The sequence below is a fragment of the Flavobacteriaceae bacterium genome (genome assembly GCA_014075215.1).
Classification (GTDB): Bacteria; Bacteroidota; Bacteroidia; order Flavobacteriales; family Flavobacteriaceae; genus Polaribacter.
On sequence record CP046177.1, the window covers coordinates 1,757,118 to 1,768,699 of the forward strand.

An 11,582-nucleotide genomic window follows, 5' to 3' on the forward strand; every position below is an offset into this window, starting at 1 on the left:
AAAAACATCTGAAAAAAGCCCCACCGCAAAGCGGTAAAAAACCTGTATTGAGCTTGTCGAAATAAGCCCAATCGCCTTTGGCGGATAAGGCACAAAAAAACACGCCGTTAGGCGTGTTAAAAGCAATCCAAAGTAAAAGAGTGTTTTAATGATTAAATTCTTCGTTTAAACGGTAGATTTTCATTCCCCAGTGGTCTGTTCCTGTACAAAGAACGGCTTTGTGTTGTATGAGGCGGTGCAGTACCTTATTGATTAGTTTTTTGCTATGTACGGTATCATAAGCAACCTGCTCGGAAGTAAAACAATCTTGGTCGTAAAAATCCAACAAATCGCCGTAGAGTTCCCAAATGATTTGTTTGTTCTCAAAATCGTTAAAAGTATCTTGGTCTAGTGTTTTCATTTTACATCGGTTTTTACTATTTGATAGCGATAACAAGCCCCTATTTTGCGACAACGTTTTATCTTGTTTTCTTCTTTAAATTGGTTTAAAAACTGATTTACGGTACTACGGTCTATAGCTGTTTTCGCAAAAAGTTCTTTGGTTTCAAAAGGTTCGGTAGGAAAATATTTAAGTATCAAACTCCATATTTGCTCTTTTTGATTGATGCGTTGTTGTTTGGGCTGTTTATGTTGTAATTTAAAAAGTTTAAAAGTGGTTAAAAAATCTTCATCATCAGTTTGTAAAACATCGCTCATCAGTTCAGGTCTGTTGGTGCTTCGTATCATAGCAAAGGTTTTTACCCAATCTAAAAACAACAAAGCGTGTTTTTTGTGATAGGTGCTAAAAATAGCGTTTACGTAGTCCGTATTGTGAAAAACTACTTTTGTCTGTTGCAGTTCATCAAACAAAAGCGGAACGGTTTGTAAAAAATCATTTTCTACTACTTTGCGTAATTTAAAAATTGATTTTTCAGTAATTTTTGTAAAATCAAAATTGGCTTCACGTGTGCGTGTGTGCGTGCGAGGGTTTTGGTTTGGTTGTCGTCCTACTGTCAATCCCTTTGTTTTAGGGAATTTAAGGGTTGGAATAGGGGTTTTGACTAACTGTCCTACTGAATTTAAAAAAGGAACTGCGTTTTGTGAGGTTTTTGCATTAAAATTTTCCATAAAAAAGGGGTTAAAAAGATTAAAATAAAACGCTAAATAAGGCAAAATAAAAAGGCAAAAAAGCAAGAGATATACACAAAGGGCAAAAGAAGAAAAGCCCCATTCCGTCCTCATTTCAGGGGTTTTTGTGGGGCTTTTTTGTGTTTTTCGTTTGGGTTTTTAGGTTTTTTTGGTGGTGGTTTTTCTTGGGCTTTTTTTCGTTTCGTTTTTGGTCTTTTAAAACGTTTTTTATCTTAAATTTCATTTTTTTATTGCCGTAAGGCAAAAGGGCTTTTTTTTGACTGAAACAGTCATTTATTTGTTATTTTTTTGAGCCGATTATTCGGCTTCATCACGCCAAAGACAAACTGTTTTTTTGGGCTTTTTTTACCGCTTTGCGGTGGGGCTTTTTGTGGTAATCAACCACAAACATTTTTTTTGTTTTTTCTTCTTCTTTTACACTGCTTTGCAGGGCAATTTTTGAACTTTTTTAGTGAGCCGACACAGGTTTTTTTTGCGATTTTCCGCAATTATTTTGACAAATCTTGCGCCTAATTTAAGATTTTATGACCTAAATTTTTGTTCTTATTTTAAGGCTGAATTATTTTTTGGTTTTAGGCGTTTTACTTCTCATTTCTCTCTAAATATTGACTGTTTTTTGACTTTGAGTTATTAACAATTACGCCATTTTGTCGGTGTTGGTTGGTTGTGGTTCTGCAACCCATTTTATAAGCTGATTTTTGTCAATTTATTAGCAAAATTGATTTTTATGCTCCGAAAATCGGAGTATTTTTTTGGGCTTTTTTTCCGCCAAAGGCGGTGGGGCTTTTTTTATTACTGCCGTAGGTAGTAAAGGATTTTTTATTTTTCTTTTTTTGCTCTGCTCCGCAGTGCAATTTTTGGGGCTTTTTTTTTGGGTTTTCAACCCATTTTTTTAGTTTTTAAACAAACTATTTTTGATATTTTGGCAAACTCAATACAAGTTTTAGGCGGTTCTTATTTGTTCACTTTTTTGTCAATTTAGTATTTGATTTTTAAAAGCAATTTTAAGCCTGTTTTTTGCTCTTTTTTAGCCGTTTTTCGGCTCTCAGATTTAGGGTTTTGTTTCTGTTCTTTTTTGTACTTTTTCTTCTCTTTTTTGCTTTGGTTTTGAGCTGTTTTTGGTTTCGTTTTTCTGTGTTTTTCGCCCCCACAAAAACCCCTGAAATGAGGACGGAATGGGGCTTTTCTTCTTTTGCCCTTTGTGTATATCTCTTGCTTTTTTGCCTTTTTATTTTGCCTTATTTAGCGTTTTATTTTAATCTTTTTAACCCCTTTTTTATGGAAAATTTTAATGCAAAAACCTCACAAAACGCAGTTCCTTTTTTAAATTCAGTAGGACAGTTAGTCAAAACCCCTATTCCAACCCTTAAATTCCCTAAAACAAAGGGATTGACAGTAGGACGACAACCAAACCAAAACCCTCGCACGCACACACGCACACGTGAAGCCAATTTTGATTTTACAAAAATTACTGAAAAATCAATTTTTAAATTACGCAAAGTAGTAGAAAATGATTTTTTACAAACCGTTCCGCTTTTGTTTGATGAACTGCAACAGACAAAAGTAGTTTTTCACAATACGGACTACGTAAACGCTATTTTTAGCACCTATCACAAAAAACACGCTTTGTTGTTTTTAGATTGGGTAAAAACCTTTGCTATGATACGAAGCACCAACAGACCTGAACTGATGAGCGATGTTTTACAAACTGATGATGAAGATTTTTTAACCACTTTTAAACTTTTTAAATTACAACATAAACAGCCCAAACAACAACGCATCAATCAAAAAGAGCAAATATGGAGTTTGATACTTAAATATTTTCCTACCGAACCTTTTGAAACCAAAGAACTTTTTGCGAAAACAGCTATAGACCGTAGTACCGTAAATCAGTTTTTAAACCAATTTAAAGAAGAAAACAAGATAAAACGTTGTCGCAAAATAGGGGCTTGTTATCGCTATCAAATAGTAAAAACCGATGTAAAATGAAAACACTAGACCAAGATACTTTTAACGATTTTGAGAACAAACAAATCATTTGGGAACTCTACGGCGATTTGTTGGATTTTTACGACCAAGATTGTTTTACTTCCGAGCAGGTTGCTTATGATACCGTACATAGCAAAAAACTAATCAATAAGGTACTGCACCGCCTCATACAACACAAAGCCGTTCTTTGTACAGGAACAGACCACTGGGGAATGAAAATCTACCGTTTAAACGAAGAATTTAATCATTAAAACACTCTTTTACTTTGGATTGCTTTTAACACGCCTAACGGCGTGTTTTTTTGTGCCTTATCCGCCAAAGGCGATTGGGCTTATTTCGACAAGCTCAATACAGGTTTTTTACCGCTTTGCGGTGGGGCTTTTTTCAGATGTTTTTTTAGTTTATTTTTGGTCTTTTTAAAGCGGTTTTTTTGTCTTTTTCCTTTTTTTTCTCTTACGATATTTTTTTTGTAGTTTTGAAACAATTCTTTTTACAAAAAGTTTTTAAAAAATTTGAGCTGTCTAAAACTGAAATATCATCAAAGTACTGAACTAAAATTAGTTTGGAATAAAAAAGCACTGACCTCAAAGAAAAGTGATTTAAAAAGACGTAGTTATTTCCTCTTTGGACTTCTCCAAAAAGGCTACAACAATGTAGTAAGCTCCAATGGTAACAGTACCGCACAGAAGAGGAAATTTATAGGAATGGAATTACAAGATGAATTGAATTTACAATGGTACGATGTTTCTGCTAGAAATTATGACCCTGCTTTAGGTAGATGGTTTAATATTGATCCTGCTGCAGACGTTTTAGAATCTTCCTCTCAATATGTATATGCATTAAATAGCCCAATAATTTATTTAGATCTTGATGGAGAGCTTCCAATTTTAATTAATGGGAGAACTAGTTCAGATTCTGAACGAGGAGATTCAAGCTATTGGAATGCTGAAATAATAGCAACGATAAAAGGTTCTGGAATTGCAAATCCAGGAGGAACTTTTCATTATGTTGATGGTAATAGAGGTGCTGACCAATATTATGCGTATAACAGAAAAACAGGAAAAGGAGTATGGAAAGATGCTAATTTATCAACAAAGAAAGCTTTGACTGCTTCAAGTAGAGCAGCTGGAGGGAGAATAGCAGCAAGTAATGATTTTGAGAAAATTTTAGCACAGTTAGAAAAAGACCCAGAGACAGGTAAAATTGTAGAGAAAATACAAATCTACACTCATAGCCGTGGAGGAGCTTTTGGTATGGGCTATACATCTAGGTTGTTGCAGTTAATAAAGAAAAATTCACATCTGTTTGCTGATGCAAATAATGTTATTGAATACATATTACATATGGCTCCTCACCAATCTAATTCTATTAATGGAAACAAAGGAGTAAAAACTTTCGGAATTAGTCATACCTCTGACATATTATCAGGAAATGATATAGAAAACGCTGACAACGTACATTCAAATGTAGGAAATGCAGCAACATCCCATCAAAATGGTTCATTTGTAAAAGAATTGAATGCTTTTTTATCTGCTATTTCAAGTCAAGGAGGTGCAACACAAGAAGCTATTGATCAGTTTAAAAAGACACTAGAAGAAATGGGAATTAAGTTTACTTATAAAGAAAAATAATCATGAAAAAAACAGTAATTATCTTAGCTGTAAACTTAGGGGTTTTTATTTTATTGAGAATAATAAATATACTCATTGCTTTTGTTTTTTTTGGTATTGGGTCTAGTGCTTCTAGTGAAGAATACACTCCATACATACTCATACCAAGTTTGATTTTACATTTATTTTTAATATTATTTTTATACTTGAAAAAGAAGTTTATTCAAGAAAAAAAGAGTTTTGTTCTGCAATTAGTATTTGTTTTGATATTGTTTTACTTAGGTAGTATTGGAGCTATTCCTTTTTGAGTAAATTTTTTTTAAATATAATATACATACTAAAAGGCACTCTAAATTATTTTTGGAGTGCCTTCCATATTAAGATGAACTTAGAAAATCTGATAACAACAGGAAAGTTAAAGACTTACGAAATCACAGGCGGATTTATCAATGTATTTTGGGAACATAAGGACATCCCAAAAGGTGGTTTATTGCTTTTTAAATTTACCCAGTCACAGGAAAATTTGGTCGATATAAAAACAGTCTATCAAAGATATTTGCCAGTAAAATATAAGCCACGAGTTTACAGTAGCCGAATGATAACTTTGGTAACTTCCCCCTGTATTCTATGATAAAAACAAGTAAAAGTTGAGATATTATTTTTACTAATTTATGCAGCAAATTTAAAAGTATCTACATAGGGTGTTTGTCGTTTGACAACGGCAAACACTCTTGCTATTAATTTGTTTCTAATAATGTTAACGGTACTCATTTTACTTTTGCCTTGTTTTATTCTTTTATGATAGTATAATTTCATTTCTGGGTTATGTTGTATAGCAGAAATAGCGCACATATTAATAATTGCTTTCAATTTTTTATTAGCCAAATGAGAGACTTTTGTACGTCCTTTAATACTAGTTCCAGATTGGTAAGGAAAAGGAGCAACACCACAATAAGAGGCAAACTTTCTCCAGTTTTCAAATTTTGAAAAATTGTCAGTAAACACAATCATCATTATAGCAGTTTGCATTCCTATACCTTTAACACTAGTAACAAGTTTATAGGTTTCTTTTAACATTATATTTTGGTCAATAATAGCTTGCATTTGAGTATTAATCTTGTGTATTTGTTTGGTTAGTTCTGCAATCATTTTTTGTTGAACGTCAAAGATTATTTTATACTCTTTTGCTTTATAAATTCTTTTTTGTTCTTTCAAAGTAACTTTAAAACCAGCTCTTTGTTTGTTAAGTTTTGTCCTTAAAGATAAGAGACTTTTTAGTTGTAATATACTTCTTTTAGGTAGCTTACTGGGTTTAAGTTCTTCTTTTAATCGATACCCATATAGAGCAATGCGTTTGGCATCAATTTGGTCATCCTTTCCACGAGCAATACCAATAGATCTTTTAATTTCTAAACCAGAAGCTATGAAAAAAGATAATTTTTGTTCAGTTAAAGACACAGATAATAAATGAGAGTACATTCCTGTATGTTCAAATACAAACATGGTTTCTTCTTTAGAGAAAGACGAATTTTTAAAACTCCACTTTAGCATTAATTTAAATCCAGATTTACTGTTCTCAAACTGTTGAACAATTTGTTTAGAATAGATACAAACATCAATTAATAATTTACTGACATCGATTCCGATAATTTCATTTGTTTTCATAATTTTGTAATTAGATATTAATAATAGTTACTTAAACTAAGACCTTTAATAAGGGCAGAAACTGAAATTCTATATGGTTCTAAGTAACTTTTAAAAAGAACGGAGACTAATACGGGGGATGGCTCTAAAAAGCTAGCTGGCCGCTAAAGTTCACTCCGTTCTTTTGTGTTTTTGGTTATCAACAAAATAAGAGTTATTAACAAAGAAAAAAAGAAGCAAAAAAAGAAATTTCATCATAACTATTATGTTTTTATTTTAAGTAATTATTTCTATTTGCTAATCTAAAGGCTCGTCCTAGTATGTCACGCAACCGCTACCGCTAGCATTTGCTAGTGGCGTTTGTGAGTAAAACAACGAAAAAAACTATTTTAAGAAATTAAGATATTTTTTTCGTTGTTTTTAGCAAATTACAGTTTACAAAAACGCTTGCAATACCTGTTCTAAAGCGGTTATTTTATTTTGGTTTTAAAACCTGCTCCGTTCACACCCCAAAATTTACCGAAAACAAAAAAGTTATTAACATTCCTTTTTTTCTTCTCTACCCCTTTATACGCCTATCTTTCTTCCGTTTTTTCTTTGTTTTTGTTTTCCGCCCCATTCCGCCCTCATTTCAGGGGTTTTTGTGGGGGCGAAAAACACAGAAAAACGAAACCAAAAACAGCTCAAAACCAAAGCAAAAAAGAGAAGAAAAAGTACAAAAAAGAACAGAAACAAAACCCTAAATCTGAGAGCCGAAAAACGGCTAAAAAAGAGCAAAAAACAGGCTTAAAATTGCTTTTAAAAATCAAATACTAAATTGACAAAAAAGTGAACAAATAAGAACCGCCTAAAACTTGTATTGAGTTTGCCAAAATATCAAAAATAGTTTGTTTAAAAACTAAAAAAATGGGTTGAAAACCCAAAAAAAAAGCCCCAAAAATTGCACTGCGGAGCAGAGCAAAAAAAGAAAAATAAAAAATCCTTTACTACCTACGGCAGTAATAAAAAAAGCCCCACCGCCTTTGGCGGAAAAAAAGCCCAAAAAAATACTCCGATTTTCGGAGCATAAAAATCAATTTTGCTAATAAATTGACAAAAATCAGCTTATAAAATGGGTTGCAGAACCACAACCAACCAACACCGACAAAATGGCGTAATTGTTAATAACTCAAAGTCAAAAAACAGTCAATATTTAGAGAGAAATGAGAAGTAAAACGCCTAAAACCAAAAAATAATTCAGCCTTAAAATAAGAACAAAAATTTAGGTCATAAAATCTTAAATTAGGCGCAAGATTTGTCAAAATAATTGCGGAAAATCGCAAAAAAAACCTGTGTCGGCTCACTAAAAAAGTTCAAAAATTGCCCTGCAAAGCAGTGTAAAAGAAGAAGAAAAAACAAAAAAAATGTTTGTGGTTGATTACCACAAAAAGCCCCACCGCAAAGCGGTAAAAAAAGCCCAAAAAAACAGTTTGTCTTTGGCGTGATGAAGCCGAATAATCGGCTCAAAAAAATAACAAATAAATGACTGTTTCAGTCAAAAAAAAGCCCTTTTGCCTTACGGCAATAAAAAAATGAAATTTAAGATAAAAAACGTTTTAAAAGACCAAAAACGAAACGAAAAAAAGCCCAAGAAAAACCACCACCAAAAAAACCTAAAAACCCAAACGAAAAACACAAAAAAGCCCCACAAAAACCCCTGAAATGAGGACGGAATGGGGCGGAAAACAAAAACAAAGAAAAAACGGAAGAAAGATAGGCGTATAAAGGGGTAGAGAAGAAAAAAAGGAATGTTAATAACTTTTTTGTTTTCGGTAAATTTTGGGGTGTGAACGGAGCAGGTTTTAAAACCAAAATAAAATAACCGCTTTAGAACAGGTATTGCAAGCGTTTTTGTAAACTGTAATTTGCTAAAAACAACGAAAAAAATATCTTAATTTCTTAAACTCCTTTTTTTCGTTGTTTTACTCACAAACGCCACTAGCAAATGCTAGCGGTAGCGGTTGCGTGACATACTAGGACGAGCCTTTAGATTAGCAAATAGAAATAATTACTTAAAATAAAAACATAATAGTTATGATGAAATTTCTTTTTTTGCTTCTTTTTTTCTTTGTTAATAACTCTTATTTTGTTGATAACCAAAAACACAAAAGAACGGAGTGAACTTTAGCGGCCAGCTAGCTTTTTAGAGCCATCCCCCGTATTAGTCTCCGTTCTTTTTAAAAGTTACTTAGAACCATATAGAATTTCAGTTTCTGCCCTTATTAAAGGTCTTAGTTTAAGTAACTATTATTAATATCTAATTACAAAATTATGAAAACAAATGAAATTATCGGAATCGATGTCAGTAAATTATTAATTGATGTTTGTATCTATTCTAAACAAATTGTTCAACAGTTTGAGAACAGTAAATCTGGATTTAAATTAATGCTAAAGTGGAGTTTTAAAAATTCGTCTTTCTCTAAAGAAGAAACCATGTTTGTATTTGAACATACAGGAATGTACTCTCATTTATTATCTGTGTCTTTAACTGAACAAAAATTATCTTTTTTCATAGCTTCTGGTTTAGAAATTAAAAGATCTATTGGTATTGCTCGTGGAAAGGATGACCAAATTGATGCCAAACGCATTGCTCTATATGGGTATCGATTAAAAGAAGAACTTAAACCCAGTAAGCTACCTAAAAGAAGTATATTACAACTAAAAAGTCTCTTATCTTTAAGGACAAAACTTAACAAACAAAGAGCTGGTTTTAAAGTTACTTTGAAAGAACAAAAAAGAATTTATAAAGCAAAAGAGTATAAAATAATCTTTGACGTTCAACAAAAAATGATTGCAGAACTAACCAAACAAATACACAAGATTAATACTCAAATGCAAGCTATTATTGACCAAAATATAATGTTAAAAGAAACCTATAAACTTGTTACTAGTGTTAAAGGTATAGGAATGCAAACTGCTATAATGATGATTGTGTTTACTGACAATTTTTCAAAATTTGAAAACTGGAGAAAGTTTGCCTCTTATTGTGGTGTTGCTCCTTTTCCTTACCAATCTGGAACTAGTATTAAAGGACGTACAAAAGTCTCTCATTTGGCTAATAAAAAATTGAAAGCAATTATTAATATGTGCGCTATTTCTGCTATACAACATAACCCAGAAATGAAATTATACTATCATAAAAGAATAAAACAAGGCAAAAGTAAAATGAGTACCGTTAACATTATTAGAAACAAATTAATAGCAAGAGTGTTTGCCGTTGTCAAACGACAAACACCCTATGTAGATACTTTTAAATTTGCTGCATAAATTAGTAAAAATAATATCTCAACTTTTACTTGTTTTTATCATAGAATACAGGGGGAAGTTACCAAAGTTATCATTCGGCTACTGTAAACTCGTGGCTTATATTTTACTGGCAAATATCTTTGATAGACTGTTTTTATATCGACCAAATTTTCCTGTGACTGGGTAAATTTAAAAAGCAATAAACCACCTTTTGGGATGTCCTTATGTTCCCAAAATACATTGATAAATCCGCCTGTGATTTCGTAAGTCTTTAACTTTCCTGTTGTTATCAGATTTTCTAAGTTCATCTTAATATGGAAGGCACTCCAAAAATAATTTAGAGTGCCTTTTAGTATGTATATTATATTTAAAAAAAATTTACTCAAAAAGGAATAGCTCCAATACTACCTAAGTAAAACAATATCAAAACAAATACTAATTGCAGAACAAAACTCTTTTTTTCTTGAATAAACTTCTTTTTCAAGTATAAAAATAATATTAAAAATAAATGTAAAATCAAACTTGGTATGAGTATGTATGGAGTGTATTCTTCACTAGAAGCACTAGACCCAATACCAAAAAAAACAAAAGCAATGAGTATATTTATTATTCTCAATAAAATAAAAACCCCTAAGTTTACAGCTAAGATAATTACTGTTTTTTTCATGATTATTTTTCTTTATAAGTAAACTTAATTCCCATTTCTTCTAGTGTCTTTTTAAACTGATCAATAGCTTCTTGTGTTGCACCTCCTTGACTTGAAATAGCAGATAAAAAAGCATTCAATTCTTTTACAAATGAACCATTTTGATGGGATGTTGCTGCATTTCCTACATTTGAATGTACGTTGTCAGCGTTTTCTATATCATTTCCTGATAATATGTCAGAGGTATGACTAATTCCGAAAGTTTTTACTCCTTTGTTTCCATTAATAGAATTAGATTGGTGAGGAGCCATATGTAATATGTATTCAATAACATTATTTGCATCAGCAAACAGATGTGAATTTTTCTTTATTAACTGCAACAACCTAGATGTATAGCCCATACCAAAAGCTCCTCCACGGCTATGAGTGTAGATTTGTATTTTCTCTACAATTTTACCTGTCTCTGGGTCTTTTTCTAACTGTGCTAAAATTTTCTCAAAATCATTACTTGCTGCTATTCTCCCTCCAGCTGCTCTACTTGAAGCAGTCAAAGCTTTCTTTGTTGATAAATTAGCATCTTTCCATACTCCTTTTCCTGTTTTTCTGTTATACGCATAATATTGGTCAGCACCTCTATTACCATCAACATAATGAAAAGTTCCTCCTGGATTTGCAATTCCAGAACCTTTTATCGTTGCTATTATTTCAGCATTCCAATAGCTTGAATCTCCTCGTTCAGAATCTGAACTAGTTCTCCCATTAATTAAAATTGGAAGCTCTCCATCAAGATCTAAATAAATTATTGGGCTATTTAATGCATATACATATTGAGAGGAAGATTCTAAAACGTCTGCAGCAGGATCAATACTTAACCATATCCACTCAAATTTTTGCTCGCGCGAGTGTTTGCGATAGGCTATTTTTAGCCTTGGTTTTTCAGATTTTAATATGTGTAATTGTAAGCAACCCATTTGGGGTTTTAAAGATAAGATTTTTTTTTCAGTTGATTTTTTTTCAATTGAAAATAAAAAATCAAATTGATGATAATGATGATGATGGAATGTTAAACTGGAAATAAATCTTTGTAAGGCTGGTGCGGTGGGGATTTATTCCATTTTAACATTCTGCAAACAACGCAAAACCAAAATCCCCCAAAACAAAAGGATACCTTATTTTGGGTGGGAAGCGTTGGGAAAAAGTTATTACAGGTAAGTTTGCTGTGGCTATTTGGGCTTGTCCCCTTGAACATAAAATGAATTATGGTACAAAAGCAATACCTT

General features: G+C 32.1%; 11 protein-coding genes. 6 read left to right on the forward strand and 5 right to left on the reverse strand.

Features of this window, described 5'->3' with window-relative positions; all coding sequences use genetic code 11:
* Positions 1–145 precede the first annotated feature (145 nt).
* Together GKR88_08695 and GKR88_08700 are read right to left on the reverse strand one after the other, a co-directional pair.
* Entirely contained in the window at positions 146–400 is a 255-nt protein-coding gene (locus GKR88_08695; protein ID QMU64356.1) for a hypothetical protein, read from the reverse strand.
* Complete coding sequence (locus GKR88_08700) at positions 397–1,107, reverse strand: hypothetical protein (protein ID QMU64357.1); 711 nt, start codon at positions 1,105–1,107, stop codon at positions 397–399. Before GKR88_08700 ends, GKR88_08695 begins: the two co-directional genes overlap by 4 nt.
* Positions 1,108–2,406: 1,299 nt before the next feature.
* Here GKR88_08700 and GKR88_08705 point away from each other — a divergent pair.
* The 4 genes from GKR88_08705 (at position 2,407) to GKR88_08720 (ending at position 5,035) form a co-directional block, all read left to right on the forward strand.
* The gene (locus GKR88_08705) at positions 2,407–3,117 is read left to right on the forward strand and encodes a hypothetical protein (GenBank protein QMU64358.1); all 711 of its coding nucleotides are present in this window, start codon (positions 2,407–2,409) and stop codon (positions 3,115–3,117) included.
* Positions 3,114–3,368: a hypothetical protein gene (locus GKR88_08710; protein QMU64359.1), complete on the forward strand. Its 255-nt coding sequence runs from the start codon at positions 3,114–3,116 to the stop codon at positions 3,366–3,368. Before GKR88_08705 ends, GKR88_08710 begins: the two co-directional genes overlap by 4 nt.
* Positions 3,369–3,629: 261 nt before the next feature.
* Positions 3,630–4,748, forward strand: coding sequence for a hypothetical protein (locus GKR88_08715; protein ID QMU64360.1), 1,119 nt, complete (start codon positions 3,630–3,632; stop codon positions 4,746–4,748).
* Between the two features lie 2 nt (positions 4,749–4,750).
* Positions 4,751–5,035, forward strand: a complete 285-nt coding sequence (locus GKR88_08720; protein ID QMU64361.1) for a hypothetical protein — start codon at positions 4,751–4,753, stop codon at positions 5,033–5,035.
* A 361-nt stretch (positions 5,036–5,396) separates the two neighbouring features.
* Here GKR88_08720 and GKR88_08725 read toward each other — a convergent pair whose 3' ends face one another.
* Positions 5,397–6,392 (reverse strand): transposase, encoded by a 996-nt coding sequence (locus GKR88_08725; protein ID QMU64362.1) that lies wholly within the window; start codon positions 6,390–6,392, stop codon positions 5,397–5,399.
* A gap of 459 nt (positions 6,393–6,851) precedes the next feature.
* On the opposite strand from GKR88_08725, the gene GKR88_08730 reads away from it, so the two are divergent.
* On the forward strand, positions 6,852–7,187 hold the full coding sequence (locus tag GKR88_08730; GenBank protein ID QMU64363.1) for a hypothetical protein: 336 nt from the start codon (positions 6,852–6,854) through the stop codon (positions 7,185–7,187).
* A 1,494-nt stretch (positions 7,188–8,681) separates the two neighbouring features.
* The gene (locus tag GKR88_08735; protein ID QMU64364.1) at positions 8,682–9,677 is read left to right on the forward strand and encodes a transposase; all 996 of its coding nucleotides are present in this window, start codon (positions 8,682–8,684) and stop codon (positions 9,675–9,677) included.
* 361 nt (positions 9,678–10,038) lie between these two features.
* Here GKR88_08735 and GKR88_08740 read toward each other — a convergent pair whose 3' ends face one another.
* Both GKR88_08740 and GKR88_08745 read right to left on the reverse strand, forming a co-directional pair.
* Entirely contained in the window at positions 10,039–10,323 is a 285-nt protein-coding gene (locus tag GKR88_08740; GenBank protein QMU64365.1) for a hypothetical protein, read from the reverse strand.
* 2 nt (positions 10,324–10,325) lie between these two features.
* Positions 10,326–11,273, reverse strand: coding sequence for a hypothetical protein (locus GKR88_08745; protein ID QMU64366.1), 948 nt, complete (start codon positions 11,271–11,273; stop codon positions 10,326–10,328).
* Positions 11,274–11,582: the final 309 nt, after the last annotated feature.

What these genes read in the sequence shown, in the direction of transcription:
- GKR88_08745 (QMU64366.1), bottom strand. Translation starts at nt 11,273, where the DNA reads ATGGGTTGCTTACAATTACACATATTAAAATCTGAAAAACCAAGGCTA.
- GKR88_08740 (QMU64365.1), bottom strand. Translation starts at nt 10,323, where the DNA reads ATGAAAAAAACAGTAATTATCTTAGCTGTAAACTTAGGGGTTTTTATT.
- GKR88_08700 (QMU64357.1), bottom strand. Translation starts at nt 1,107, where the DNA reads ATGGAAAATTTTAATGCAAAAACCTCACAAAACGCAGTTCCTTTTTTA.
- GKR88_08735 (QMU64364.1), top strand. Translation starts at nt 8,682, where the DNA reads ATGAAAACAAATGAAATTATCGGAATCGATGTCAGTAAATTATTAATT.
- GKR88_08725 (QMU64362.1), bottom strand. Translation starts at nt 6,392, where the DNA reads ATGAAAACAAATGAAATTATCGGAATCGATGTCAGTAAATTATTAATT.
- GKR88_08710 (QMU64359.1), top strand. Translation starts at nt 3,114, where the DNA reads ATGAAAACACTAGACCAAGATACTTTTAACGATTTTGAGAACAAACAA.
- GKR88_08720 (QMU64361.1), top strand. Translation starts at nt 4,751, where the DNA reads ATGAAAAAAACAGTAATTATCTTAGCTGTAAACTTAGGGGTTTTTATT.
- GKR88_08695 (QMU64356.1), bottom strand. Translation starts at nt 400, where the DNA reads ATGAAAACACTAGACCAAGATACTTTTAACGATTTTGAGAACAAACAA.
- GKR88_08705 (QMU64358.1), top strand. Translation starts at nt 2,407, where the DNA reads ATGGAAAATTTTAATGCAAAAACCTCACAAAACGCAGTTCCTTTTTTA.